Genomic DNA, 25,187 nt, shown 5'->3' on the forward strand with positions numbered 1-25,187 from the left:
ATTGCGTGTCGCCCGGCCCCTTGGGGTCGGGCGACATGTCACGCATTCAGACGGCCAATGATGCGTCCTGACCTGACAAGCCTGGCCTGGGGATCACTTCCATGATTGATTTCATCCTGTGGGTGCTGCAAAATCTTGCGCTGGCCCCTTACAATCTGGTGCTTGCGCTGGCCAATCCGGGCGACTGGCTGGCCTGGGAAAACCCCGAAGCGCTGATCCGCTTCATCTATTATGGTGGATCGGTCGAGTTCTTCTTCGTGGTCTTTACCACCTTTCTGGTGATCACCGCATTGGGTGCAATCTGGCGGCGTGACATCTTGTGGTGGGGCGTGCGCATTCTGGAAGGCCTTGCCAATGGCGTCGGCCGTTTTGCCGCCTGGGCGGGCCTGATCATGGTTCTGCAACAGGTGATGATCGTCTTCTTGCAGCGCATCTTTCGCGTCGCCGAGATCTCGATCGGGCCGGCGGGCGTGGCCTTTACCCAGGATCTGAGCTGGTATGGCGAGGAGCTGAAGCTCTATAATGCCATAGTCGTGGCCCTGTGCGTGTCCTATACTTTTGTGCAGGGCGGGCATGTGCGCGTCGACCTGGTCTATTCGGCGGTGCGCCATAGCACCAAACGGGTGATCGATATGGTCGGATGCATGATCTTCATGCTGCCTGTTGTCGTGCTGACCTATATGTATGCCTGGTTTTTCATGTGGCGCCATCTGGTGGTGCCGAACCCGTCCGCCTCGAGCGAGCTGGACCGGATGCTGATGCAGGCCCGGGTGCTGCGCTGGAATGTCGAGACCATCGGCTTTTCGCCAAACGGGTTCAACGCCTACTTTCTGTTCAAGGTTCTGATCGTCGCCTACACGGTGCTGGTTTTCCTTCAGGCCATCGCCTTTTTCTGGCGCTCGTATCTGGAGTGGCTGGAAGGCGAAGAGAGCGTTGGCAAATATCTGGATAAAGACAAGCTGGGTGATCCGGAGGCCGAACTGGCCGCCGAGATCCATTGACTGACAGGACGGGACGGGAACTGAGATGATTTTTGGACTTGATGGCGTCGAGATCGGCCTGATCGTGGTCTTCCTGTGCCTGTTTGGCGGGATCATGACCGGATTTCCGGTGGCGTTTGCAATTGGCGGGGCGGGGATCATCTCGTTCGGGATCATTGCCGCGCTGGACAATGCCGGCCTGCTTATTCACCAGGCGATCGACACCGGGTCGGCGCAATATGCGGCGCTGCTGTCGGAAGGCGTGATCCGCGAAAGCATATCGGCGTTCCGATACCCGGATCTGCCGACCATCGACCAGGCGCTGTTTCCCGGCGGCTGGGAACTGGCGATGGATCGCAACCTGTCCTTTGTCGTCAACCGGATGAATGAACGTGTCATCGCGGGCCAGTCGATCGAGACATTGCTGGCGGTGCTGATGTTCGTGATGATGGGCATCACGCTGGAACGCTCGAAAATCGCCAATGACCTGTTGACCACGATGGCGCGCGTCTTTGGCCCGCTGCCGGGCGGTCTGGCGGTGTCCATCGTGCTGGTCGGTGCGTTTCTGGCGGCCTCGACCGGCATCGTCGGGGCCACGGTGGTGACCATGGGCCTGCTGGCCCTGCCCACCATGTTGCGCAACAATTACAGCCCCGAGCTGGCCACCGGCGTGATTGCCGCCAGCGGCACGCTGGGCCAGATCATTCCGCCCTCGATCGTGATCGTGCTGCTGGGCACGCTGGTCGGCGATCTTTACGCCACCGGACAGGAAGCACGGGCGCAACTGGCCGGGTGCCGCGATGCGCTGACCTTTCTTGGCGAACCCGCGGTGCTGTCGGTTGGCACGCTGTTTCAGGCGGCGCTGCTGCCGGGGATATTCCTGGCCTTCCTATATGCGGCCTATGCGTTCGGCTTTGCGCTGCTGAACCCGTCCAAGGCACCTCCGGTTGTCGTCGAAGGGCGTATCGGCGGCGAGACAGTGACCCGCCGCGAAGGCCTGACCTGGTTCCTGGCGGCCCCCGTCCTGATGGTGGGCGCAGTGATCCTGGGCGTCAGCATGGGGATGGTCGGTGGTCAGACCATCTCGGTCTCCATTTACTCCGATGCCGGTCAGACGGCATCGCTGCGCACCAATGTCAGCGAGACCTGCCAGGCGGCGATGATTGTCCAGCACGGGCAGGAGGCCTGGGATCTGGCGGTTGCCGAACAGGCCGCCATCGAGGCCGCCGGCGGTGTCGAAGAAAGCCGCGCCCGCAGCGACGAGGAAATGGTCGAGGCCCGCGCCGACGCCCTGGACGCCACCGCCCCGATCGGAAGCGGTGTGGCAACCATGTTCGTGCTGCTGGCACTGATCCTGACCACCGCGCGCGGTGTCTCGCCCTCTGGCGCACCGGCCCCGTTGCTGATTGGCGGGCTTGGCGTGGTGCTGGCCTTCATCTTTGACATCCTGTTCATCGGGCCGATGACCGGTGCCGGGGCCATGTTCCTGATCCTGGCCCTGCCCTTTGCAATGACGATCTATGGCTGTTCGGTGGCGCTGGTGCGCCTGGCGCAGAATGAACTGCTGCGCGTGGTGTTTCCGCCGCTGGTTCTGATCGTTGCGGTTCTGGGCTCGATCCTGGGCGGTATCACCAACCCCACGCCGGCCGCGGCACTGGGGGCTGCGGGGGCCATCATGCTGGCCGCCTACCGCAAGCTGAGGGAAGAAAACCAATCCGCCAAGATCATCCTGATGGCCAGTTTCGCGCTGGTGATCATGATCCTTGTGGGGATCAATTTCGATCTGCGGGTCACCCGCTCGGTGGTGCCTCTGGAAGACTGGCTGGCCTATCTGGTGGCGCAGGCGGCCTATCACTTTGCCTTTTTCGGGCTGCTTTATGGCTGTTGGATCCTGTTCAGGAACGGGGTTCTGACCCCGGTGGTGCGCGAGACCGCCAAGGTGACCTCGATGGTGTTTACCATCCTGATCGGGTCGCAATTGTTGAACCTGGTGGTGATCTCGTTTGGCGGAGAGGAATATATCCAGCAGTTCCTGCGCAGTTTTGACGATGAATGGAAGGTCTTCCTGCTGGTCATGGTGATCCTGTTCATCCTGGGCTTTGTTCTCGATTTTCTCGAGATCATCTATATCGTCATCCCGATTGTCGGCCCGGTGATCTATGGCGGCCAGCTGGACCCGAAATGGGTGACGATCATGATCGCCATCAACCTGCAGACCTCGTTCCTGACGCCGCCCTTTGGCTTTGCGCTGTTCTATCTGCGCGGCGTGGCCCCGGCCAGTGTGACCACCGGCCATATCTATCGCGGGGTTGTGCCCTTCGTGCTGATCCAGGTGATCGGGCTGGGGCTGTTGGCGCTGTTCCCGCAGATCGTGACGATCGTGCCGGATCTGTTGCCAAACAACTGACGCACCCGGCAGCTTTTACCAAATTGAGCGGGCCCCCGAGGGGGCCCGCGCTGGTTTCTGGTGCCTGGTGGCCGCGCCCGGAGGCGCAGCCATAGGTGCGGGCGGGGGCGCTATTTCGAGCGGGTATCGGGCAGCGACAGGCGGGCGACCTGTTCGGCGATGGGTTCGATCGAAAGCGGATGGGTTTCAGCCTCGAAGGAGGCGGGGTCTTTCAGGTGCTGCCAGCTGCCGTGGACATAGATCTCCAACGCGGAAAACCCGGCCTTGTAGCCCATCTTGGAGCTGCCGGGCACCCAATAGCCGAGATAGACATAGGGCAGGCCGGCCTCGCGCGCGATTTCGACATGGTCGAGGATGACATGATTGCCGAGCGAGCGGCGCGACTGATCGGGGCGGAAGAAGGAATAGACCATCGACAGCCCGTCATCGAGCATATCGGTCAGGCAGACGGCGGCAAGGCGGTTCGCATCGGTGCTGTCGCGATATTCGACGACGCGGCTGCGCACCGGGGTTTCCTCGATCATCGCGGAAAATTCGAACACATCCATATCGGCCATGCCGCCATCGGCGTGGCGGCTGTCGAGATAGAGCCGGAACAGCGCATATTGTTCCTCGGTGGCCCAGGGGGAGCGCGCCGCGCGGATCAGGCCGGCATTGCGGCGCAGGGTGCGGCGCTGGCTTTTCGAGGGGGTGAAATCGGCCACCCGGATCCGGGCCGAAAGGCAGGCAGAGCAATCCGAGCAGGACGGCCGGTAGAGCACATTCTGCGACCGGCGGAAGCCTTGCTTTGACAGCGAATCATTCAGCGTTCTGGCGTGTTCGCCTTGCAGCGCGGTGAACAATTTGCGCTCGCGGCGGCCCTCGAGATAGGGGCAGCTTTGCGGAGCCGTCACATAGAATTGCGGTGCAATGGGAAGCGAGTGGCGCATGGGCACCCTGTCAATTTGTCCTGTCCAGACCAAAGCCTGCATCAGGACGCGCAGGCGGGCAACCTATTTGTCAACGGGTTGCGCGGCTGTGTGGCGGTTCAGCGTGGGCGGTTGATGGCGGCGCTGCCCAGAAACAGATCCGGCAGGCTTTGGCCACGGGGGCCAAGCGCCATCATCGCGATCGACAGAATCTGAGGCAGAAAGAAGCTGGCGCAGATCAGATAGGCGGCCGTGTGCAGCATCGCCTCGGAGCTGGTCAGCCGCGCACCGGTGGGGCCGCGCAGTTCGATATTCATCAGCCGCATGCCAAGCGTGGCCGAGCCCGCCGCGATGCTCAGGGAGCGGTAGAGAAAGCTGGTCGCGATCCAGAAGAGCGGCCAGAGCCAGAAGGCGATGGTCAGTGTCAGCACGCCGATGATCAGCATCAGAACGAAGATCAGCACCACATCGATCCCCCAGGCGATCAGGCGCTTGGGCGGCACGCCGTCATAAAAGACGGATTGGCGGTCGGGATCGGGCAGGGCAGAGGACATCATCGCAGTCATGGCGTGGGTTCCCTGTTTGGGGAAGGGGGCATTTGGGCGCAAGGCAAGCCGGGGGAGGAGGGGCTGCCCTGCGCCTTGGGCTCTCAGAGCTCGACGGTTTGGGCATTGTGATCTGCTGCCCGGTCGCGGCGGTCGCGGGTTTCGCGGTCATTCATGAACTGGTCGAACTCGGCCTTGTCCCTGGCGTCGCGCAGGCGGTTGAGAAATTCCTGAAAGGCGGTCTGTTCCTCTTCCAGGCGGCGCAGCGTGTCGGCCTTGTAGCTGTCAAAGGCGCTGTTGCCGGAACTGCGGAAGTGGGTCCGGCGATGGCGGCATCCCGATTTGAACATGTTTTTGCTCCAGATCATGTAGAAAAGAAGGGCAAGACCCACCGGCCAGAACAGGATGAAACCCAGGATCATGACGGCGATCCAGGCCGCTTTGCCCTTGCTGTCAAGCCAGTTCTCAATGCGGGAAATATAGCCTTGCGCGGATGGGTCGGTTGCGGTTGGGGCCATTTTATCCTCCGTCGGGGTTGATGTATATTCGCTTTACATCACAACAGATGGGGCAATGGCGGGGCGGCTTCAAGGGGTGATGTGAAGGGCATTTACATATGCGGAATGTCCCTGATTGCAAACTCTGCTGTCCCGCCCCATCCATTGCTGGGGTAGCGGGTGCGACCAAAGGGCGATGATCTTGTCCTGGAGCGCGTCGCGCCAAATCGAATTCACCGGCCGGCCCGAACGCATTCGATTGCGCGAAGGCTGCCTCGGTCCGGGTGATGAATGCTCGAATCCGATCCGGCGCGACACGCTATAGATGAGATCTCCTCATATGGGGTTGAGGCAGGGGGTCTTGGAAGACAGGCCGGGAAATGCGGCCCAGGGGCATGATCGGGCCGATCTGATCCTCTTTAGCGGGGCGGATCGGAGGGTGCGAATTCCGCCTTGAACCATTTGATGATCTGCTTGCCAATCTCATGCTCGGCCGATGCCGGCGAATATACCAGGCGATAGCTGCCGCGCGATTTCAGCGGCGCAAGGTCAAGACTTTCCAGCCATCCGTTTTCCTGATAGGGCCCCAACAGGTTCTGCCAGGCCAGCGCGACGCCTTTCCCTTCGGCCGCGGCCTGCAGGGAAAAGGCGTAATTTCGTAAAAATTGGGTCCCGGCCGGCGGTTTGTATTGCAGATTGTGGCTGGCAAACCATTCGCGCCACGAGATCCAACCCTGTTCGCCATCATCAAGGTGGATCAATGGCAGCTCCTGCAACCACTCTACGCTATCGGCACCATTGGCTGGGCGGCGGGCGGATAACAGCTCTGGCGAGGTGACGGGAATGACGGTCTCTTCGAACAGAAATACCCCTTTTGGGGTGGTATCGGCATCGCAGAAACGGATCGAAAAATCCACATCTTCCGGCTCGAAAGCCTGATTGAATTCAGATGTAACAATCCTTACCTCCCAATCCTTTGACAAGGATTGAAGCGATGAAAACCGCGGCATGATCCACAGATGCGAGAACCCATGGGTGCATCCGATGGTCAGAAGTTTCGGGTCTGCGCCGGTTCGACATTCTTCAATCACCGCATGCAAGGCATCCATGCTGTTGCGGGCGGCCTGAAACAACATCCCACCAGCCTCGGTCAAGGCAATCTGATTGTTGTGGCGGGAAAAAAGTCTGCATCCCAGATGCGCCTCCAGATTGGAGATATGGCGGCTGACCGAGGGTTGCGATGTCCCCAGCGCGCGCGCCGCGGCAGAGAAACTGCCGGTGCGCCCGGCACATTCAAACACCAATATCGCATTCATGACGGGTTGCAATATGCGTTCCTTTTCCATAACGCCACGTTATAGGTGCCATAGAATTTTTCAAGCTGTTTCGGGCCCGTTCCGGCGGCTAGGTTTTGCTTGAATACGGCTGATTTGATGGCACCATCACGCATCGGCGAAGATGCGGCAATCATCGTTCAATGGCTATGGGTGGGACGACCGGGATGATTAAGGCATTGGAGTTTCCGAATGGAATCCACCTTCTGGCAGGGTGGCAGCGCGGCGACGCCGAGGCCACCCAACGCTTGCGCGAAATCATGGACGCAACAATTGCCGGCGAATTTGACGCCAATTTCCTGATTCCCCCCCCGACGGACCGGGTGCATGTCGCCGGGTCCGTCAACATGTTGACGCTGAGCCTGTTGCATGAACTTTATGGGTTCAATTCCTGGGATGTCTACCGGGGCGATCCCGAACGCTATGTGCGCACCACCATGATGACGCGCCGCCTGTTGGGGATGAACAAGCTTTATGTCAGCTGGGCGGTTTATGCCTTGACCGCCGAGGCCCTGGGACAGGAAACCATGTATCCCGACCGCTTCCCGCCCGGTGCCGACCCCGATCGCCCGATGCTGAACCGCGACAATTGGCAGGATGTGAGCACGCCCGATTTTGACAGCGGTGTGGCAAAGACCATCCTCGATACAACCGAATGCTATGGCCGTCTGACCGGGTTGGACCCGATCCTGCAAATATCGGCACCCTATAATCTGGCCGCCGATATCTTTGGCCAGGAGCCGCTGCTGGGGGCATTGATTCACGATCCGGATTTTGCCAATCAGCTGCTGGATCATCTGGTGGATCAGATACACAAACCCTGGATCGATCATTTCATGGCAAGAAATCCCGATGGCTGGGTCGAGCTGTCCGATGCGTCGGGGTCGCCTTTCTTCATCGGGCCGGAGAATTGTAAAAACTTCTCGATCCGCGCCATACGCCGTCTGAAAGAGGAAAACCCATGGGGTCACCGGGTATATGATGCGAATTTCCGGGGGGATTATGTCGCGACCACCCAGAAGAAAGAGCGCCGAACTGCGCGCAAGCAACGCCGGGCGCCGGTGGCCAAGGTGGATTTGGCAGAGCTGATGGCGCAAAAGCACAAGATCTGTCAGGATTTCGTCATCCGCTTGCACGATGATCGGGTGCCGGTGGAATTCTACACCAATGAGGCGATCAAGCAAAACGTTCCGTTCTTTGCCGGGGTCGGGTCGTCCGAGGTCGACCGGAATGGAATTGCCGATCTGGCGGCCGCCAGGATCGAGATCGACAGGCTTTGCCGCCTGAAAATGCGCGGGATCAAGCGTGTGGCCCAGGCGATTACCGCGAAGGGCTATTCCAACCGCAAGCCACCCTGGCCGGGTGTGCTGTATTTCGAGGATATCAGCGGCGAGGCCAGTTTTGATCTGGTCGAAGCCGCCATCCGGGTCGGGCTGGAAGGCGGCGCGCTTTAGGCGGGTGGCGGATCAATTGCCGCGCCAGATCCAGCCGCCACCAAGCACGCGGCTGCCATCAGGGTCATAGAACACGCAGGCCTGTCCGGGGCTGACGCCTTCCTCGGGCGTGAGCAGTTCGATGCTGGCCTCGGTCGCGGAGAGGGGCCGCAGGATCGCGGCGCGCGGCGGCCGGGTCGACCGGATCTTGACCGCGAGGTGCCATTCATCCCGCGATATCAGCGGATCATCCCCGAGCCAGTTGATTTCGCGAATCGGCACTGTCCGGGTGGACAGCGCCGCTTTCGGGCCGACCACGACCCGGCGCGCATCGGGATCGAGCCGGACAACATAGAGCGGATCGGCGCGCCCGCCGATGCCGAGCCCGCGCCGCTGGCCGATCGTATAGTGAATGACGCCGCGATGGGTGCCCAGAACAGTGCCGTCCAGATCCACGATCTCGCCGGGATCGGCGGCACCGGGGCGCAGTTTCTCGATCACGCTGGCATAGTTTCCGTCCGGCACGAAACAGATATCCTGACTGTCGGGTTTATCGGCCACCGGCAGGCCAAATTTCGCCGCCAGCTTGCGGGTTTCATCCTTGGAGGCCAGGCCCCCAAGCGGAAAGCGCAGGAAATCGAGCTGCGCCTGGGTGGTCGAAAACAGAAAATAGCTCTGGTCGCGGCTGGCATCGGTGGCGGCATGCAATTCGGCCTTGGTGCGGCCCATCTTGCGCTGGATATAATGGCCGGTGGCCATGCAATCGGCCTCCAGATCCCTGGCGGTTTCCAGCAGATCCTTGAATTTCACCCGCTCATTGCAGCGGATACAGGGCACCGGCGTGGCCCCGGCCAGATAGGCATCGGCGAATTCATTGATCACAGCGTCTTTGAAAATATTCTCATAATCAAGCACATAATGGGGGAACCCCATCTCTTCCGCGACCCGGCGGGCATCGTGAATATCGCGCCCGGCGCAGCAGGCGCCTTTTTTGGCCAGGGCCGCGCCATGGTCATAAAGCTGCAACGTGACGCCGACCACATCATAGCCCTGTTCAGCCAGAACCGCCGCCACGACCGAGCTGTCGACACCGCCCGACATCGCCACCACGACGCGGGTATCGGCGGGCGCTTTGGCAAAGCCGAGCGAATTCAGGGGCATTGTATCAAGGGGCATTCGGGGGTCTCCGGGCGGGCAATCCAAGCGCAATATAGGAAAATGCATCCTATCGGCAAGGGACCTGGTTACCGCCTGTTAAACTGTTTCGGTCCAGAGTGGGCCCAGATGCCGTGAGAGCCAGTGAGGTGCCATGTATATCCGACGTGTCAAAGGGCCTTTTGCCATAACCCTTCCCGATGGCAGTCAGATGACCCGTGCCGACCTGCCAAGCCCCGCAACCCGGCGATGGGTGGCCAGCCGCAAGGCCGCCATCGTGCGCGCCGTGCGGCACGGCCTGATCGGGCCAGAGGAGGCCTGCGATGCCTATGGGTTGTCGCAAGAGGAGCTGGATGCCTGGACTGAGGCCGTTTCGCAACATGGTGAGCGGGCCCTTAAGGCCACAGCGGTGCAGGAATTCCGCAAATAAAACGAATTTTCGGGTTGAATGCCTAGAATTTGACGCCAGACTGTCTAAAAAGGTAACTTGCAATTAACGATTTCAGGCCACGGTCGGAAAAAGCTGGGAAAGAATCGGAGAGAATCAGATGCGTGTCTTGCTTGTAGAAGACGACCCGACCACATCCAAGAGCATCGAAATGATGCTCAGCCATGCCAATCTGAACGTCTATTCGACGGATCTGGGCGAGGAGGGAATCGACCTTGCCAAGCTCTATGATTATGACCTGATTCTGCTCGATCTCAACCTGCCCGACATGCATGGCCATGATGTGCTGCGCCAATTGCGCCTGGCCCGTGTCGATACGCCGATCCTGATCCTGTCGGGGGCCGATGATACCGAAAACAAGATCAAGGGTTTTGGCTTTGGGGCCGATGATTATCTGACCAAACCGTTTCACCGCGACGAGTTGGTGGCCCGCATTCACGCCATCATCCGGCGCTCCAAGGGGCATTCGCAATCCATCATCCGCACCGGCCGCATTAGCGTCAATCTCGATGCCAAGACGGTGGAAGTCGAAGGCGGGCCGGTGCATCTGACCGGCAAGGAATACCAGATGCTGGAACTGCTGTCGCTGCGCAAGGGCACCACGCTGACCAAGGAAATGTTCCTCAACCATCTTTATGGTGGCATGGATGAGCCGGAACTGAAGATCATCGACGTGTTCATCTGCAAGCTGCGCAAGAAACTGTCTGAGGCGACCGGCGGTGACAATCATATCGAAACGATCTGGGGGCGCGGCTATGTGCTGCGCGATCCGGCCCCTGAAATGGATACATCCGACCTCGCCGCCAGCGCCTGATCTGCCAAAGCTCACTGGACCTCTGACATGTGGCCTCCTATCACTGATAGGCAGGTCATATGTTTGTTTCGGGGGATGGGGATGGCATCTGAAAAACCGGTGATGAATGAGGATGCGGCCCGCGCCCGGCTGGCGGAACTGGCACGTGTTCTGTCACGCGCCAATCTGGCCTATCATCAGGCCGATGCGCCGGAAATCTCGGATGCCGAATATGACGCTCTGAAACGCGAGAATGCGGCGTTGGAGGCGGAATTTCCGCATCTTTTACGCCCCGACAGCCCCTCGAGCCAGGTCGGGGCCGCCCCGTCGGAGGGGTTTGCCAAGGTCGCCCATACCGAGCGGATGCTGTCGCTGGGCAATGCCTTTGACGCGGCCGATGTGGTCGATTTCGTCAAATCTGTGCGCAATTTTCTGGGGCTGGCGGATGACGCGCCGCTGGTGTTCAGCGCCGAACCGAAGATCGACGGGCTGTCTTTGTCGCTGCGCTATGAAAAGGGCGACCTGGTGCAGGCGGCCACGCGCGGCGATGGCGCGGTGGGCGAAGACGTTACCGCAAATGCCCGCACCATCGCCGATATTCCGCAAAGCCTGATCGGCGCGCCCGATCTGCTGGAAGTGCGCGGCGAAGTTTACATGAGCCACGCCGATTTCGCAGGGCTGAACGCGCGCCAGCGGGCGGTGGGGGCAAAACCGTTTGCCAATCCGCGCAACGCCGCCGCCGGGTCGCTGCGGCAACTCGACAGTGAGATCACCCGCGCCCGCCCGCTGCGCTATTTCGCCTATGGCTGGGGCGCGCTGTCGGCCCCTCTGGCCGAGACGCAAATCGGTGCCATCGAACGGCTGGCAGCGCTTGGGTTTCAGACCAACCCGCTGACGCGGGCCTGCAATTCCACCGAAGACATGCTGGCCCATTACGCCCGGATCGAAGCGGCGCGCGCCGAGCTGGGCTATGATATCGACGGCGTGGTCTACAAGGTGAATGCGCTGGATCTGCAACGCCGGCTGGGGCTCAGATCGACCACGCCGCGCTGGGCGATTGCGCATAAATTTCCGGCCGAACTGGCCTGGACCCGGCTGGAAGCGATCGACATTCAGGTCGGGCGCACCGGCGCGCTGAGCCCGGTGGCGCGGCTTGCCCCGGTCACGGTTGGCGGCGTCGTGGTGTCGAATGCGACGCTGCATAATGAGGATTACATCGCCGGGCGCGATGCGAGCGGACAGGCGATCCGGGGCGGCAAGGATATTCGCGTGGGCGACCTGGTGCAGGTCTATCGCGCCGGTGATGTGATTCCGAAAATTGCCGATGTCGACCTGAGCAAACGCCCCGAGACGGCGGTGCCGTTCGATTTTCCGACGCGCTGCCCGGAATGCGGGTCGCAGGCGCTGCGCGAGGCGGGCGACGCTGTGCGCCGCTGCACCGGCGGGCTGATCTGCCCGGCGCAAGCGGTTGAGAAATTGAAACATTTCGTCTCTCGCGCGGCGTTTGACATTGACGGGCTGGGGGCCAGGCAGGTGGAGCAGTTTTACCTCGATGGCTGGATCCGGGAACCGGCCGATATCTTCACGCTGGCCGATCGCTACGGCCAGGGGCTGCAACAGTTGAAAAACCGCGAGGGCTGGGGTGAGAAATCGGCCGAGAACCTCTTTGGCGCGATCGAGGCCAAGCGCCGGATCCCGCTGGAGCGGCTGATCTTTGCGCTTGGGCTGCGCCATGTCGGCGAGGTTGCCGCCGCCGATCTGGCGCGCCATTACGCGAGTTGGGACGCGCTGGTGACGGCGATCGATGCGGCCGCCCCTGCGGCCGAGCGCCACCGCCGGGCCGAGGCGGCGGTGGCGGATGAGCGCGAAAATGCTGCGCGCGATGGGCGGCGCGCCGATATTGCCGGCACCCGCAAGGAGATCTGGGCCGGGCTGGACCCGCGGGCGCGCGAGGCCTGGGAGGATCTGACCGGTATCGACGGCATCGGCGCGACCGTGGCCCTGTCGCTGGTGACCTCGTTTCAGCAAGCGTCTGAGCGCGCCTCGATCGACCGGTTGGTGGCGCATCTGACGCCGCTGCCGCCTGCCGCGCGGGCCAGTGATGGCAGCCCGGTCGCGGGCAAGACGGTGGTCTTTTCCGGCACGCTGGAGCGCATGACCCGGGCCGAGGCCAAGGCGCGGGCCGAAGCGCTGGGGGCGAAGGTTTCGGGCAGCGTCAGCGCCCGGACCGATATTCTGGTCGCGGGCCCCGGGGCCGGCTCAAAGGCGAAGAAGGCCGCGGAACTGGGTGTCGAGATCGTGGATGAGGACGCCTGGCTGGCGTTGATCGGGGATGGCTGAGGCAAAGGGCACGCGCCCCGAAATTCTGTTTCCGCTATTTGCCGGGCTTGAGGCGCTGGATGGTATCGGGCCAAAAACCGCCAAACATTACAAGGGCCTGGATGTCGAGACGCCAAAGGATCTGTTGCTGACCCTGCCGGTGGGCGGCATTGATCGGGCCCGCGTGGCTTCGATCAATGCGGCGGTTCTGCCGGGTGTTGTGACGGTCGAGGTGGTGATCGGCCCGCATCGCAAACCGGCGGTCAAATCGCGGCCCTACCGGGTGCAGGTAAGCGATGCCGAGACCAGCTTTGATCTGGTGTTCTTCCATGCCCACGCCGATTATCTCGAGCGGCTTTTGCCCACCGGGGCGCGGCGCGTGGTGTCGGGCAGGGTGGAGCTGTTTGACGGCATGGCCCAGATGGTCCACCCCGATCATGTCGTGCCGCCGCAGGAAGTGGACAGGATCCCGGCCTATGAACCGGTCTATCCGCTGACGGCGGGGGTGACCCAGAAAGGCATTGCAAAGGCCGTGGCCTCGGCCCTGCCGCGCGCGCCGTATCTGGGTGAATGGATCGACTTGCCCTTGTTGAAGTCGAAGGGCTGGCCGGCCTGGCCCGAGGCGTTGGTGAAAGCACATCACCCTGAAAATGAACGGGATCTGTCGCGCGCCCATCCGGCCCGCGAACGGCTGGCCTATGATGAGCTGCTGGCCCATCAACTGACGCTTGGTCTGGCCCGCGCCAAGGTGCGGCGCGCCAAGGGGTTTGTCTCGGCGGGCGATGGCGATCTGCGCAAGCGGGTTCTGGCCAGCCTGCCATTTCGCCCCACGCGCGCGCAAAGCCGCGCCATTGACGAGATCGCGGCAGATATGGCGCAGCCGGTGCGGATGAACCGGCTGGTGCAGGGCGATGTCGGGGCGGGCAAGACGCTGGTGGCGATGCTGGCGATGCTGATCGCGGTCGAATCGGGGGGGCAGGCGGTGATGATGGCACCGACCACGATTCTGGCGGCGCAGCATCTGGCCAGCCTGGCACCGATGGCGGAAGCGGCGGGGGTGCGGCTGGACATGCTGACCGGCCGTGACAAGGCGGGGCCGCGCCGGGCCAAGCTGGCGGCGCTGAAAGCGGGGGAGATCTCGATTCTGGTGGGCACCCATGCGGTGTTTCAGGAGGATGTCGAATTTGCCGATCTGCGCCTTGCGGTGGTCGATGAACAGCATCGGTTCGGGGTTCGTGAACGGGTGCGGCTGGGCGAAAAGGGCCAGGCCGCCGATATTCTGGTGATGACGGCGACGCCGATCCCGCGCACGCTGAGCCTGGCGACCTATGGCGATATGGATATTTCGGTTCTGGATGAAAAACCACCCGGGCGGCTGCCGATCACGACGGCGTTGGTCAGCACTGCGCGGATGGGCGAGGTGGTGCAGCATCTGCGCGACGCGGTGGCCGAGGGCCGTCAGGCCTATTGGGTCTGTCCGCTGGTCGAGGAAAGCGAAGCGGTCGACATGATTGCGGCCGAGGACCGGTTCAAGGCGCTGCGCGCCGCGCTGGGCGAGGGCGTGGTGGGGCTGGTCCATGGCCAGATGCCGCCCGCCGAAAAAGATGCCGCGATGGATGATTTCAACACGGGGCGAACGCGGGTTCTGGTTGCCACCACGGTGATCGAGGTCGGCGTGGATGTGCCCAATGCCTCGATCATGGTGATCGAGCGGGCGGAAAATTTTGGCCTGGCGCAACTGCACCAGCTGCGCGGCCGGGTCGGGCGGGGGGCGGCGGCCTCGACCTGTTTGCTGATGTATCGCGCGCCTTTGGGCGAAACCGCGCGCCGCCGCCTGCAGGTGTTGCGCGAAACCGAGGACGGGTTCCGCATCGCCGAAGAAGATCTGGCCATTCGCGGGGCCGGCGATCTGATCGGGGTGGCGCAATCGGGGCTGCCTCGGTTCCGGGTCGCGGATATGGAAAGCCAGACCGATCTGATGGAAATCGCGCAGCGTGATGCGCGCGCGCTGTTGGCCCATGACCCCGATCTGACCGGCCCGCGCGGGCAATCGGCGCGGGTGCTTTTATGGCTGATGGAACAGGACAAGGCGATCCGTTTGATTTCAGTGGGTTAGGGCGCGTGTTAACCCTTTGATTGCGCTTTGTTCGCAAATGTTCGTAGAAAGTTCTTGCTTTTGGAGGATCAAAATGAGAACAAAGCGTTAACACGCCGATGAATATTGAGGGAATTTAAACCATGTTCAGCCAGATCAGACAGATCCTTGAGACCTCCCGCGATACGCTGCTTTATGATTTTGCCGGGGTTCTGGCGCTTGCGGCCATGACCGTCGGATTGCTGCATCTGCCGGGTCTCGTCTGACGCTTTGAAATTTCTGCCTGCGGTCGATCGTCCGAAGCCTTTTTCGAAATCGTGCGGGGATCTGTCCGCAACCCAACCCCGCGCGGCCTCTGCCTGATGGTGCCTTTACAGGGTTTTTGCCTGCCCTGGCCCGCAGCGGGCTTTGAAATACGCCGACACGCATACCTTGCCGTCGCCCTTCGGTTGCCCCCGGAGCGCGGCGGTTTTTTTTACGAGCGGGGGAAGGTCTTGTGAAAGAATTTTCAGGCGCAGGCGGCGTTTTCGGCCTCGGTCATGGCGTCCAGCGTGGCCTCGAATGCCAGCATGATCGAGGCGTGGCGGTTTTTATAGTCGCGCGCGGGTTCCAGAACTTCAAAGCCGGTGAAGGGGGCTGAGGGCGGCGGGCCACCATCCTTGAGCATGGCGCGCAGCTGATTGCGCCCGGTCTCGATCTCGGCCCGGCTGCGGCCCAGCACATTTGCCCCCAGCAAAGCGGCCGAGGCCTGACCCAGGGCGCAGGCTTTCACATCCTGGCCGAACCGGGTGATGACGCCGTTTTCCATGTCCAGATCAACGGTGACGGTCGAGCCGCAAAGCGGCGCGCGTTTGCGCGTGCTGGCCTGCGGGCTGTCCAGGCGGTCGGTCAGCGGGATATCGGCCGCCAGGGCCAGAATGCGCCGTGAATAGAGTTTGATCAGGTCGGTGTCGGTGGTCATGGCTTTTCCCTCACGCCTCAGACCTATAGGTAGCGAGGCAGGCGCGATTTGCAAAGGGAGCCCGGGCATGGAATTTGATCCCAGCGGTTTGAGGTATAATGGCGATGGTCTGCTGCCCTGCATCGCGCAGGAGGAAGCGACGGGGGAAGTTCTGATGCTGGCCTGGATGAATGCCGAGGCGGTGGCGCGAACGCTGGCCACCGGCCGGGTAACCTATTGGTCACGTTCACGGGCGGCGTTCTGGGTCAAGGGTGAAAGCTCGGGCCATGTCCAGGAGCTGGTCGAGCTGCGCATTGATTGCGACCGCGATTGCCTGTTGGCGCTGGTGCGCCAGAGCGGGCCGGCCTGTCACACCAATCGGCGGGTCTGTTTCTATACGGCTGTGCGGGATGGGGTGGAAGTGGAGATCATGGCGCCCGAGCATTGACCGGCCGCGGCGGGGCGGATGTTGGATGCCTCCGGCGGGAGTATTTGGACAAAGAAGAAGGGGGGGTGCGCGTTAAGGTTAACGGGCGCGCGGGGGGGCTGTTTTGGATATTCATGAGCGCAAGGAAGCCAGGGGCAGCATGGCCCGGATGGCTTTCGGGCTGAGGCCGGCGGCGCGATAGGTTTGGATGGCGCGCGCATCGTCGCGTTTGGCGAGCCGCTTGCCATGGTCATCGCGGATCAGCGCGTGATGGTGGTAGATCGGGCGCGGCAGGTTGAGGATGGCCTGCAAGGTGGCGTGCAGAAAACTGGCCGCGAACAGGTCTTCGCCGCGGATCACATGGGTGATATTCTGGGCCGCGTCGTCGATCACGACCGACAGGTGATAGGAGGCGGCCATTTGCGGGCGGGCCAGGACCGGATCGCCGATATGGGTCAGCAGGTGGTCCGGCGTGACGCTGTGGCGGCCGGCATGGGCCGGGCCGGTTTCGGTGAAGACGGGCGCGACGGGTGGCATCGCGCGGGCCAGATCGAGACGGATTGCGTCGCCCGGTTTCAGATCCGACGTCGCCCGGCCGCGACAGGTGCCGGGATAGATGCGGCCATCGGGGCCATGGCTTGGCACGCCTTCCTGCGGCGCGGCGGCGGCGGCCTCGATATCGCGGCGCTTGCAGGAGCAGGGATAGGTCAGCCCGGCTGCGGCAAGCATATCCAGGGCGGCACGGTAGCGGGGCAGGTGGTCGGATTGATGCCAGATCGGGCCATCCCAGCTCAGGCCAATCCAGGTCAGATCCCGTTCGATCTGCGCCCCCCAACTGGCGCGGGCGCGGGTCTGGTCGATATCGTCCATGCGCAGCAGAAACCGGCCGCCCGCGGCGCGCGCCATATCATGCGCGAGACTGGCGGAATAGGCATGGCCCAGATGTAGCGGGCCGGTTGGGGATGGGGCGAATCTTGTCGTGAAAGTCACGTTTTTTCAAGCACATATACTGTGGACTTCAAGTCAATTCCGGGCAGGTGGGTCCCGTGTTCCTCGAATGTCATCACCGCCGTTCCGGCCGCGATCAGCGTCGCGATTGCACCGGTATAGGCGGCATCGGCCAGCCCGTGATCATTCAGCGACATCACCAGGCAGCCACCGGGCGGCAGCAGGTCGAGCGCTGTGGCCAGCATCGCGGCCGGGGCGGCACCGGGGCTGATGACACCGACGGCGCAGATCGCCTGATAGGGGCCTTGTGGCAATGGGGCATCGGGCTGGCCGAGGAAAAGGTTCCGGTAGAGGCCGCGTTGTTCGGCCTTTTCCAACATGCCCGCAGACAGGTCGGTGCCGTCGATCACGGTGAAGCCCTCAGCGGTCAGGGCGGCCCCGGAAAGGCCGGTGCCGCAGCCCAGATCGAGGATCGCGGCGGTTTTGGTCAGCCCGGTCGCGGCCAGCGCGGCGGCGCAGCGGGCCGGTGTGGCATAGCCGTTCTCAGTGGTCTCGGCATCATAGCTGTCGGCCCAGGCATCGTAATGTGCCATGAGCGCGTCGGGGCTTTTCTTGCCGTAGGATCTGGTCAGGAATTTTTCGCTCATGGCGGCGAGGCTAGCAGCGGCAGCGGCTTTGCGTCCAGATCAAACCGCAGCGGGGTGCGCCTGATCGGCCAGCCAGCCGGTCCAGGCCGTCTTGGCGCGGTCGGAATAGCCTTTGTAGCGGGCCTTGCGGTTGCGGCGTCCGCCCTTGAGATCAATCGGGGGAAAGAGGCCGAAATTGACATTCATCGGCTGGAAGGTCCTGGCCTCGGCCCCGCCGGTGATGTGGTGGATGAGCGCGCCCATGGCGGTGGTCTGGGGCACGGGGGGCAGGGTTTCGCCCCGTATCTCGGCCACGGCCAGGCGTCCCGCCAGCAGGCCCATGGCCGCAGATTCGACATAGCCTTCGACGCCGGTGATCTGGCCGGCAAAGCGGATATGGGGCTGCCCGCGCAGCCGCATCTGGGCATCGAGCAGGGTTGGCGAATTGATGAATGTGTTGCGATGGATGCCGCCGAGGCGCGCGAATCTGGCGTTTTCCAGGCCGGGGATCATTTTGAAAACAGCGGTTTGCGCGCCATACTTCATCTTGGTCTGGAAGCCGACGATATTATAGAGCGTGCCCAGTTTGTTGTCGCGCCTGAGCTGCACCACGGCATGGGCCTTGATCTGGGGCTGGTGCGGGTTGGTCAGGCCGACCGGTTTCATCGGGCCAAAGCGCAGCGTTTCGCGGCCGCGTTCGGCCATCACCTCGATCGGCAGGCAGCCGTCGAAATAGCCCGCTGTTTCGCCCTCGCGGAACTCGGTTTTTTCCGCCGCCAGCAGCGCGTCGATGAAGGCTTCATAGGTGTCGCGATCCATCGGGCAGTTCAGATAGGCGGTGCGTTCTTCCTCGGTGTCGCCCTTGTCATAGCGCGACTGCATCCAGGCCTTGGACATGTCGATGCTGTCGGCATGGATAATGGGCGCGATGGCGTCGAAAAAGGCCAGGCTGTCCTGCCCGGCCGCATCGGAGATGGCCGCTGCCAGCGCCCCTGAGGTGAGCGGCCCGGTGGCGATGATGGCGGGGCCGGTTTCGGGCAGGGCGGTGATTTCCGTCGTGCTGATGGTGACCAGCGGATGGGCGCGCAGCCGGGCGGTGACATCGGCGGCAAAAGCATCGCGGTCAACGGCCAGAGCGCCGCCCGCGGGTATGCGGTGACGGTCGGCCATTGCCATGATCAGCCCGCCCGCGGCGCGCATTTCCCAATGCAGCAGGCCGACGGCGTTTTGTTCATCATCATCGGAGCGGAAGGAATTGGAGCAGACCATTTCGGCCAGGTGGCCGGTCTGATGTGCGAATGTGCCGACGGTCGGGCGCATTTCGTGGATCACCACGGGGACGCCTTGCTGCACGGCCTGCCAGGCGGCCTCGGATCCGGCCATGCCGCCGCCGATGATATGGATGGGTGTGGTCATGGGCCGGGATATAGAGCGGGCCGCGGCGATTGGAAAGCCTCGGCCCGCGTGTCGCATTGCCGGGCCTGGGTCAGGCCAGTGCGGGGCGGTGCAAGTTATCGGGTGAGCATGGGCTCAGCGCGCGGCCTGCCCGCAATGCATGCCTGCGGCCAGCATCCTTGCATGGTCATGATCTGTCCCAGGAATATCGGCCCGGACCATGGGCGGCGAGCATCAGAAACCCGCCTGCAATGGTCCAGTTCTTGACGAAGATGGACATCTGCCAGGGATCATCGGGCAGGAAGTGAAAATAGGAGGTCACGGCAGAGTAGGCGGCCCCCAGCAGCGCAAAGGCGCGGGTCCGGTAGCCGGCAGAGAGCGCAATGCCCGCAATGCCGTTGAACAGCAGGGCAGGCCAGATCAGGATCGCGGGCAGGCCGCGCGCCACCAGCAGATCCATCGCCGGGGCCGGATCATCCAGTTTTTGCAGCGCGCCGAGCACGAAGAGCATCGCCAGAAGGAGGCGAGCGCCAAGCGCCAGCAGGTCGGTCATTCGGCCGGGTCGTCGGTCTCGGGTTCCTCCGCATCGCCCTGATCGGCGATCCAGGCGACGGATACCACGACCTCCCCCTTGGCGGTGTCAAAGACCTTGACCCCACCGGCGGAGCGGGACCGGAACGAGATGCCGTTGACGGGGCAGCGGATCGACTGACCGGTCGAGGTGGCCAGCATGACCTGATCCTCCATCTCGACCGGGAAGGCGGCCACGATGGCACCGCCGCGCATGGCGCGATCCATTGCGGCCACGCCCTGGCCGCCACGACCGCGAACCGGGTAATCATGGCTTGAGCTGAGCTTGCCCGAGCCCTTGGCGGTGATGGTCAGGATCAGATCCTCGGCCGCCGACATTTCGGCGTAGCGGTCCTGCGGCAGAGCGAAATCGTCGGCGATTTCATCATCTTCGCCGGCATCTTCATCGGACAGCCCGGCCATGGCGCGGCGCATTTTCAGATAAGCGATGCGTTCTTCCGAACTGGCGACGAAATTCCGGATCACGGCCATCGACACAACACGGGTATCGCCCGACAGGCGGATGCCGCGCACGCCGGTCGAATCGCGGCCCTTGAAGACGCGCACATCGGTGGTGCGGAAGCGGATGGCGCGCCCGGCATCGGTGACCAGCATGACATCGTCATCTTCGGTGCAGATGCGGGCATTGACCAGTTCGACCCCCTCGGGCAGTTTCATCGCGATCTTGCCGTTGCGCATCACATTGGTGAAATCGCTGAGCATATTGCGCCGCACATCGCCCGCGGAGGTGGCAAAGACGATCTGCAGGTCGCCCCAGTCTTTTTCATCGCGGTCCACCGGCATTACGGCGGCGATCGAGACGCCGGGCGGGATCGGCAGGATATTGACGATGGCCTTGCCCTTGGCGGTGCGCCCGCCCTGCGGCAGGCGCCAGGTCTTGAGCTTGTAGACCATGCCATCGGTGGTGAAGAACAAAAGCGGCGTGTGGGTGTTGGCCACGAACAGCGTGGTGACGACATCATCCTCTTTGGTCGACATGCCGCTGAGGCCCTTGCCGCCGCGCCGCTGGGCGCGGAAATCGATCAGCGGCGTGCGTTTGATATAGCCGCCCGAGGTGATGGTCACGACCATATCCTCGCGCTCGATCAGGTCCTCGTCATCCATATCACCGGACCAGTCGACAATCTCGGTGCGGCGCGGCACGGCAAACTGGTCCCGGATCTCGGCCAGTTCGGCGGAGATGATCGCAAGGATGCGGTCGCGCGAGCCCAGGATCTCGAGAAAATCGCGGATCTTTGCAGCCAGATCCTGCAATTCATCGGTGACTTCCTTGACCCCGATCTGGGTCAGGCGTTGCAGGCGCAGTTCCAATATGGCGCGCGCCTGCGCCTCGGAGAGGTTATAGGTGCCATCGTCATTTGCGGTATGGCTGGGGTCGTCGATCAGCGCGATATATTCGAGAATCGCCCCGGCCGGCCAGCGCCGGGTCATCAGCTTGTGACGGGCTTCGGCCGCATCGGCCGAGGCGCGGATGGTGGCGACCACTTCGTCGACATTGGAGACCGCAACCGCCAGGCCACAGAGAATATGGCTGCGTTCACGGGCCTTTCTGAGTTCAAAGGCGGTGCGCCGGGCGACCACCTCTTCGCGGAAATCGAGAAAGGCGGTCAGGAAACCGCGCAAGGTAAGCTGTTCGGGGCGGCCCCCGTTCAGCGCCAGCATGTTGCAGCCGAAATGGGTTTGCATGCTGGTGAAGCGGAACAGCTGATTGAGCACGACCTCGGCCGTGGCATCGCGTTTCAACTCGATCACCACGCGCACGCCAAGCCGGTCGCTTTCATCCTGAACGTGGGAAATGCCTTCCAGTTTCTTGTCGCGCACAAGCTCGGCGATTTTTTCGATCATCGAGGCCTTGTTGACCTGATAGGGGATCTCATCAAGCACGATGGCATAGCGATCCTTGCGGATTTCCTCGATTCGGGTCTTGGCGCGGATGATGACGCTGCCGCGCCCTTCAAGATAGGCCTTGCGCGCGCCGGTGCGCCCCAAAAGGATGCCGCCGGTGGGAAAATCGGGGGCCGGAACATAGTCCATCAATTGTTCTGAGGTGAGATCCGCATCCTTGATCAGCGCCTGGCAGGCGTCGATCACTTCGCCCAGATTATGCGGCGGGATATTGGTTGCCATGCCGACGGCAATGCCGCCCGCGCCATTGACCAGCATATTGGGAAAGCGCGAAGGCAGGACCGAGGGTTCGCGATCTTTGCCATCGTAATTGTCAACGAAATCAACGGTGTCCTTGTCGATATCGGCCAGAAGCGACGCCGCCGGCTTATCCATGCGCACTTCGGTATAACGCATGGCGGCGGCGTTATCGCCATCCATCGAGCCGAAATTTCCCTGACCGTCCAAAAGCGGCAAGGACATCGAAAACGGCTGTGCCATACGCACCAGCGCGTCATAAATCGCACTATCGCCATGGGGATGGTATTTGCCCATCGTATCGCCCACGGCGCGTGCCGATTTACGGTAGGATTTGTCATGCGTGTTGCCGGTCTCATGCATCGCATAGAGAATGCGCCGGTGCACCGGTTTCAGCCCGTCGCGCAGATCGGGAATCGCACGGGAGATGATGACGCTCATCGCGTATTCGATGAAGCTGGTTTTCATCTCATCGGCGATGGAGATTTGGGGACCATGGTATGCAGGCGCGGGGGCCTGGTTTTCATCCATGTTTTCAGGGGGTTCTGGCGTGTCGGTCAAAAGGGGGCTCGCTTGCTGCCTGCCGCGTCTATATCTTGTTGTCAGGCACTATAGTGGCGCGGGATATAGGGTGCAATGGGGCTTGGCACTCCTGCATCACGCTTGGTAACAACTTGTTTTATTTGATTTTAAATCATCTTGAGGCATGATTGGGCAGGGGAGGTCAATCAAACGAGGCAGAAAATGGTGAAAACCGAGACCGAATTGATGCTGAAAGGCTATGGGCTGACCACGGCCGAGATGTTTTATCACATGCCCGATTTTCCGCATGTGCTGAATACGTTCCTGTGGCAGGATTATGATCTTGCACCCGATCACCCGCGGCTGTTTTCCTTCATCGAGTTCTGGCAGGGCGAGATCGAAGGGTCGCTGCATTCGGTGCGCTTCACGCATCGCAAGATGATCGGTGCGGGTGAATGGCAAAATATGGTGGGCGAGTTCACACTGCACTGACAGCGATCGTTTCGCTGACGCGACCGGGGCGCTGCTCCTCACCCTGCCAAGGCAGGGATCGTCGCAGCGCGGCCTGCCGGCGGCGAGTATTTTCATAAAGAAGAAGTCGACAATTTTATTAAAATTTGCCTTCTTTGCGCGTCAAATATCCTGGGGGGCACCCGGAACGGGTGCGGGGGCAAGGCCCCCTCCGGCCCATGTGTTCGGGTGCTCAGGTTTTGGCGCGTTGCAACATGCCAAACAGATCGCGCGGATCATCAGGGTCGGCCAGCATGTCGAGCTGGTCGAAATACTGCGTGCCTTCCAGCCGGTCGCGGATGTAGCGCAGGGCCGAGAAATCCTCGATCGCGAATCCGACGCTGTCAAAAAGCGTGATCTGGGTGGGTGATGTCCGGCCCTGTGCCTGGCCTGCGATGACCTGCCACATTTCGGTGACGGAATGGTCGTCGGCGACCTGCTGGATTTCGCCCTCGATCCGGGTTTGCGGTGGGTATTCCACGAAGATATCGGAACGATGCAGAATCGCTGCGGCAAGTTCTGTCTTGCCAGGGCAGTCACCGCCGATGGCGTTGATATGGACGCCTGCGCCGACCATGTTGTCGGTCAGGATGGTGGCGTTTTGTTTGTCTGCGGTGCAGGTGGTGATGATCTGGGCCCCTTCCATTGCGTCCTCGGCAGAGATGCAGCTGACCACGGTCAGGCCCTGACCGGCGAGATTGCGCGCGGTTTTGGCGGTGGCGGCGGGATCGGTATCATGGAGGCGCACATTGGTGATGCCGCAAATGGCTTTCATCGCCAGCGATTGAAACTCCGATTGTGCGCCATTGCCGATCATCGCCATGGTCGTGGCCCCTTTGGGGGCGAGGTATTTTGCCACCATGGCCGAGGTTGCCGCCGTGCGCAGGGCGGTCAGGATCGTCATTTCGGTCAGTAGCGTGGGGTAGCCGGTGGCGACATCGGCCAGCAGGCCGAAGGCAGTGACGGTTTGCAACCCGTCGCGCGTGTTCCTGGGGTGGCCGTTGACATATTTGAACGCGTATTGGGAACCGTCCGATGTCGGCATCAGCTCGATCACGCCGTCCCTGGAATGGACCGCCACGCGCGGGGTTTTGTCAAACAGCGGCCAACGGCGGAAATCGGCCTCGATATAGGCGGCCAGTTCCACCAGCATCGTCTCGACCCCGATGGAATGGATCAGGCGCATCATGTTGGCGACCGAAACGAAGGGCACGAAGGCGCGCTCGGAGGGTTGGGGCAGGGTCATGGCGTTACCTTTCAGGCGAAGCTGCGGGTGGGGCGGTCAAAGACCCGGCGGCCCATCAGCGAGGCGGTGAGATCGACCATCAGGCTTGCGGTGCGGCCGCGATCATCGAGGAAGGGGTTCAGCTCGACCAGATCGAGCGAGGAGACCAGCCCGCTATCATGCAGGATCTCCATCACCAGATGCGCTTCGCGGAAGCTGGCCCCGCCGGGAACGGTGGTGCCGACGGCAGGCGCGATGGCGGGATCAAGAAAATCGACATCCAGCGAGACATGCAGCAGGCCATTGGCGGCTTTCACGCGTGCCAGAAAATCGCGCAGGGGCGCGGCGATGCCATGTTCATCAATCGCGCGCATGTCATGCAGGACCATGTCGGTGCCTTGCAGCGCGGCTTTTTCCTGGGCATCGACCGAGCGCAGGCCGATCATGCAGATCTGATCCAGCGGCACCGGGTTGGTCACCGGCGGGAAGCCGTCGAAATCGGGCCCGCCGGTGACATAGCCCACCGGCGTGCCGTGCAGATTGCCCGAACCCGTGGTGGCGGGGGTGTGGAAATCGGAATGCGCATCCAGCCAGAGCAGAAATTGTGGCCGTTTTACCTTGGCGGCATGATTGGCGACGCCCGAGACGGTGCCAAGCGCCAGCGCATGATCGCCGCCCATGAAGATCGGAAAACCTTGCGCCATCGCGTCCTCGGCCGCGCCTGCAAGGGCCTTGGTCCAGGCGATGTTTTCGGCCAGCGCATGCAGATGCGGCAGCCCGGTGACGGGTTGCAGGGCGGCGGGGGTGACATTGCCCAGATCGCGCATTTCGCGGCCCAGATCGGCCAGCGCCTCGGCCAGGCCAGCGGTGCGATAGGCATCGGGGCCCATCATGCAGCCGCGGCGGCGTTTGCCGCAATCCATCGGTGCGCCTATCAGTAGGCAGGG

General features: G+C 62.2%; 23 protein-coding genes. 10 read left to right on the forward strand and 13 right to left on the reverse strand.

Going from position 1 to position 25,187, the window contains the following annotated elements; translation table 11 throughout:
• The first annotated feature begins 101 nt into the window (after nt 1–101).
• Together ACW8PS_RS02295 and ACW8PS_RS02300 are read left to right on the forward strand one after the other, a co-directional pair.
• The gene (locus tag ACW8PS_RS02295) at nt 102–1,001 is read left to right on the forward strand and encodes a TRAP transporter small permease subunit (protein WP_491525641.1); all 900 of its coding nucleotides are present in this window, start codon (nt 102–104) and stop codon (nt 999–1,001) included.
• Nucleotides 1,002–1,026: 25 nt separating this feature from the next.
• A complete protein-coding gene (locus tag ACW8PS_RS02300) occupies nt 1,027–3,387 on the forward strand; it encodes a TRAP transporter large permease (protein WP_491525642.1) in 2,361 nt (786 codons plus the stop codon).
• Between the two features lie 110 nt (nt 3,388–3,497).
• Here the strand turns inward: ACW8PS_RS02300 and ACW8PS_RS02305 are convergent, their stop codons facing one another.
• The 4 genes from ACW8PS_RS02305 to ACW8PS_RS02320 all read right to left on the reverse strand — a co-directional run bounded on the left by ACW8PS_RS02305 (nt 3,498) and on the right by ACW8PS_RS02320 (nt 6,665).
• Entirely contained in the window at nt 3,498–4,316 is an 819-nt protein-coding gene (locus tag ACW8PS_RS02305; RefSeq protein ID WP_491525643.1) for an arginyltransferase, read from the reverse strand.
• Nucleotides 4,317–4,414: 98 nt separating this feature from the next.
• The gene (locus tag ACW8PS_RS02310) at nt 4,415–4,861 is read right to left on the reverse strand and encodes an RDD family protein (protein WP_491525644.1); all 447 of its coding nucleotides are present in this window, start codon (nt 4,859–4,861) and stop codon (nt 4,415–4,417) included.
• 83 nt (nt 4,862–4,944) lie between these two features.
• Nucleotides 4,945–5,358, reverse strand: coding sequence for a DUF2852 domain-containing protein (locus tag ACW8PS_RS02315; protein ID WP_491525645.1), 414 nt, complete (start codon nt 5,356–5,358; stop codon nt 4,945–4,947).
• A gap of 398 nt (nt 5,359–5,756) precedes the next feature.
• Nucleotides 5,757–6,665 carry a LysR family transcriptional regulator gene (locus tag ACW8PS_RS02320; RefSeq protein ID WP_491525646.1) on the reverse strand — a complete coding sequence of 303 codons (909 nt, stop codon included), beginning with the start codon at nt 6,663–6,665 and terminating at the stop codon, nt 5,757–5,759.
• A gap of 173 nt (nt 6,666–6,838) precedes the next feature.
• Here ACW8PS_RS02320 and ACW8PS_RS02325 point away from each other — a divergent pair, with 173 nt between their 5' ends.
• Entirely contained in the window at nt 6,839–8,125 is a 1,287-nt protein-coding gene (locus tag ACW8PS_RS02325; RefSeq protein ID WP_491525647.1) for a uroporphyrinogen decarboxylase/cobalamine-independent methonine synthase family protein, read from the forward strand.
• Between the two features lie 12 nt (nt 8,126–8,137).
• On the opposite strand, the gene mnmA is transcribed toward ACW8PS_RS02325, so the two are convergent.
• On the reverse strand, nt 8,138–9,280 hold the full coding sequence (mnmA, locus tag ACW8PS_RS02330) for a tRNA 2-thiouridine(34) synthase MnmA (RefSeq protein ID WP_491525648.1): 1,143 nt from the start codon (nt 9,278–9,280) through the stop codon (nt 8,138–8,140).
• 133 nt (nt 9,281–9,413) lie between these two features.
• On the opposite strand from mnmA, the gene sciP reads away from it, so the two are divergent.
• From sciP to ACW8PS_RS02355, 5 genes are all read left to right on the forward strand, one after another.
• Nucleotides 9,414–9,689: a CtrA inhibitor SciP gene (gene sciP, locus ACW8PS_RS02335; protein ID WP_491525649.1), complete on the forward strand. Its 276-nt coding sequence runs from the start codon at nt 9,414–9,416 to the stop codon at nt 9,687–9,689.
• A 118-nt stretch (nt 9,690–9,807) separates the two neighbouring features.
• On the forward strand, nt 9,808–10,521 hold the full coding sequence (gene ctrA, locus ACW8PS_RS02340; RefSeq protein ID WP_491525650.1) for a response regulator transcription factor CtrA: 714 nt from the start codon (nt 9,808–9,810) through the stop codon (nt 10,519–10,521).
• 75 nt (nt 10,522–10,596) lie between these two features.
• Nucleotides 10,597–12,840, forward strand: a complete 2,244-nt coding sequence (ligA, locus tag ACW8PS_RS02345) for an NAD-dependent DNA ligase LigA (RefSeq protein ID WP_491525651.1) — start codon at nt 10,597–10,599, stop codon at nt 12,838–12,840.
• Nucleotides 12,833–14,935, forward strand: a complete 2,103-nt coding sequence (gene recG / locus ACW8PS_RS02350; RefSeq protein ID WP_491525652.1) for an ATP-dependent DNA helicase RecG — start codon at nt 12,833–12,835, stop codon at nt 14,933–14,935. Before ligA ends, recG begins: the two co-directional genes overlap by 8 nt.
• 122 nt (nt 14,936–15,057) lie before the next feature.
• Nucleotides 15,058–15,180, forward strand: coding sequence for a hypothetical protein (locus ACW8PS_RS02355; protein WP_491525653.1), 123 nt, complete (start codon nt 15,058–15,060; stop codon nt 15,178–15,180).
• 242 nt (nt 15,181–15,422) lie between these two features.
• Here the strand turns inward: ACW8PS_RS02355 and ACW8PS_RS02360 are convergent, their stop codons facing one another.
• On the reverse strand, nt 15,423–15,875 hold the full coding sequence (locus tag ACW8PS_RS02360; protein WP_491525654.1) for an iron-sulfur cluster assembly scaffold protein: 453 nt from the start codon (nt 15,873–15,875) through the stop codon (nt 15,423–15,425).
• Between the two features lie 67 nt (nt 15,876–15,942).
• Here ACW8PS_RS02360 and hisI point away from each other — a divergent pair, with 67 nt between their 5' ends.
• The gene (hisI, locus tag ACW8PS_RS02365) at nt 15,943–16,302 is read left to right on the forward strand and encodes a phosphoribosyl-AMP cyclohydrolase (RefSeq protein WP_491525655.1); all 360 of its coding nucleotides are present in this window, start codon (nt 15,943–15,945) and stop codon (nt 16,300–16,302) included.
• Nucleotides 16,303–16,413: 111 nt separating this feature from the next.
• Here hisI and gluQRS read toward each other — a convergent pair whose 3' ends face one another.
• The 5 genes from gluQRS to gyrA all read right to left on the reverse strand — a co-directional run bounded on the left by gluQRS (nt 16,414) and on the right by gyrA (nt 22,544).
• On the reverse strand, nt 16,414–17,271 hold the full coding sequence (gene gluQRS, locus ACW8PS_RS02370; RefSeq protein WP_491525656.1) for a tRNA glutamyl-Q(34) synthetase GluQRS: 858 nt from the start codon (nt 17,269–17,271) through the stop codon (nt 16,414–16,416).
• Nucleotides 17,268–17,876 carry a class I SAM-dependent DNA methyltransferase gene (locus ACW8PS_RS02375; protein WP_491525657.1) on the reverse strand — a complete coding sequence of 203 codons (609 nt, stop codon included), beginning with the start codon at nt 17,874–17,876 and terminating at the stop codon, nt 17,268–17,270. The genes gluQRS and ACW8PS_RS02375 overlap by 4 nt, the downstream gene beginning before the upstream one ends.
• Nucleotides 17,877–17,915: 39 nt before the next feature.
• Nucleotides 17,916–19,271, reverse strand: a complete 1,356-nt coding sequence (gene trmFO, locus ACW8PS_RS02380; RefSeq protein ID WP_491525658.1) for a methylenetetrahydrofolate--tRNA-(uracil(54)-C(5))-methyltransferase (FADH(2)-oxidizing) TrmFO — start codon at nt 19,269–19,271, stop codon at nt 17,916–17,918.
• A 166-nt stretch (nt 19,272–19,437) separates the two neighbouring features.
• A complete protein-coding gene (locus ACW8PS_RS02385) occupies nt 19,438–19,803 on the reverse strand; it encodes a DoxX family protein (protein WP_491525659.1) in 366 nt (121 codons plus the stop codon).
• Entirely contained in the window at nt 19,800–22,544 is a 2,745-nt protein-coding gene (gyrA, locus tag ACW8PS_RS02390; protein WP_491525660.1) for a DNA gyrase subunit A, read from the reverse strand. The genes ACW8PS_RS02385 and gyrA overlap by 4 nt, the downstream gene beginning before the upstream one ends.
• A gap of 183 nt (nt 22,545–22,727) precedes the next feature.
• Here gyrA and ACW8PS_RS02395 point away from each other — a divergent pair, with 183 nt between their 5' ends.
• On the forward strand, nt 22,728–22,997 hold the full coding sequence (locus ACW8PS_RS02395) for an usg protein (protein WP_491525661.1): 270 nt from the start codon (nt 22,728–22,730) through the stop codon (nt 22,995–22,997).
• A 211-nt stretch (nt 22,998–23,208) separates the two neighbouring features.
• Here ACW8PS_RS02395 and ocd read toward each other — a convergent pair whose 3' ends face one another.
• Both ocd and rocF read right to left on the reverse strand, forming a co-directional pair.
• Entirely contained in the window at nt 23,209–24,255 is a 1,047-nt protein-coding gene (ocd, locus tag ACW8PS_RS02400) for an ornithine cyclodeaminase (protein WP_491525664.1), read from the reverse strand.
• 17 nt (nt 24,256–24,272) lie between these two features.
• Nucleotides 24,273–25,187, reverse strand: a 915-nt coding sequence (rocF, locus tag ACW8PS_RS02405) for an arginase (protein ID WP_491525662.1), incomplete at its 5' end; no start/stop codon positions are given.

This window comes from Alterinioella sp., assembly GCF_058343375.1.

What these genes read in the sequence shown, in the direction of transcription:
- ACW8PS_RS02295 (WP_491525641.1), top strand. Translation starts at nt 102, where the DNA reads ATGATTGATTTCATCCTGTGGGTGCTGCAAAATCTTGCGCTGGCCCCT.
- ACW8PS_RS02300 (WP_491525642.1), top strand. Translation starts at nt 1,027, where the DNA reads ATGATTTTTGGACTTGATGGCGTCGAGATCGGCCTGATCGTGGTCTTC.
- ACW8PS_RS02305 (WP_491525643.1), bottom strand. Translation starts at nt 4,316, where the DNA reads ATGCGCCACTCGCTTCCCATTGCACCGCAATTCTATGTGACGGCTCCG.
- ACW8PS_RS02310 (WP_491525644.1), bottom strand. Translation starts at nt 4,861, where the DNA reads ATGACTGCGATGATGTCCTCTGCCCTGCCCGATCCCGACCGCCAATCC.
- ACW8PS_RS02315 (WP_491525645.1), bottom strand. Translation starts at nt 5,358, where the DNA reads ATGGCCCCAACCGCAACCGACCCATCCGCGCAAGGCTATATTTCCCGC.
- ACW8PS_RS02325 (WP_491525647.1), top strand. Translation starts at nt 6,839, where the DNA reads ATGATTAAGGCATTGGAGTTTCCGAATGGAATCCACCTTCTGGCAGGG.
- mnmA (WP_491525648.1), bottom strand. Translation starts at nt 9,280, where the DNA reads ATGCCCCTTGATACAATGCCCCTGAATTCGCTCGGCTTTGCCAAAGCG.
- sciP (WP_491525649.1), top strand. Translation starts at nt 9,414, where the DNA reads ATGTATATCCGACGTGTCAAAGGGCCTTTTGCCATAACCCTTCCCGAT.
- ctrA (WP_491525650.1), top strand. Translation starts at nt 9,808, where the DNA reads ATGCGTGTCTTGCTTGTAGAAGACGACCCGACCACATCCAAGAGCATC.
- ligA (WP_491525651.1), top strand. Translation starts at nt 10,597, where the DNA reads ATGGGGATGGCATCTGAAAAACCGGTGATGAATGAGGATGCGGCCCGC.
- recG (WP_491525652.1), top strand. Translation starts at nt 12,833, where the DNA reads ATGGCTGAGGCAAAGGGCACGCGCCCCGAAATTCTGTTTCCGCTATTT.
- ACW8PS_RS02355 (WP_491525653.1), top strand. Translation starts at nt 15,058, where the DNA reads ATGTTCAGCCAGATCAGACAGATCCTTGAGACCTCCCGCGATACGCTG.
- ACW8PS_RS02360 (WP_491525654.1), bottom strand. Translation starts at nt 15,875, where the DNA reads ATGACCACCGACACCGACCTGATCAAACTCTATTCACGGCGCATTCTG.
- hisI (WP_491525655.1), top strand. Translation starts at nt 15,943, where the DNA reads ATGGAATTTGATCCCAGCGGTTTGAGGTATAATGGCGATGGTCTGCTG.
- ACW8PS_RS02375 (WP_491525657.1), bottom strand. Translation starts at nt 17,876, where the DNA reads ATGAGCGAAAAATTCCTGACCAGATCCTACGGCAAGAAAAGCCCCGAC.
- trmFO (WP_491525658.1), bottom strand. Translation starts at nt 19,271, where the DNA reads ATGACCACACCCATCCATATCATCGGCGGCGGCATGGCCGGATCCGAG.
- ACW8PS_RS02385 (WP_491525659.1), bottom strand. Translation starts at nt 19,803, where the DNA reads ATGACCGACCTGCTGGCGCTTGGCGCTCGCCTCCTTCTGGCGATGCTC.
- ACW8PS_RS02395 (WP_491525661.1), top strand. Translation starts at nt 22,728, where the DNA reads ATGGTGAAAACCGAGACCGAATTGATGCTGAAAGGCTATGGGCTGACC.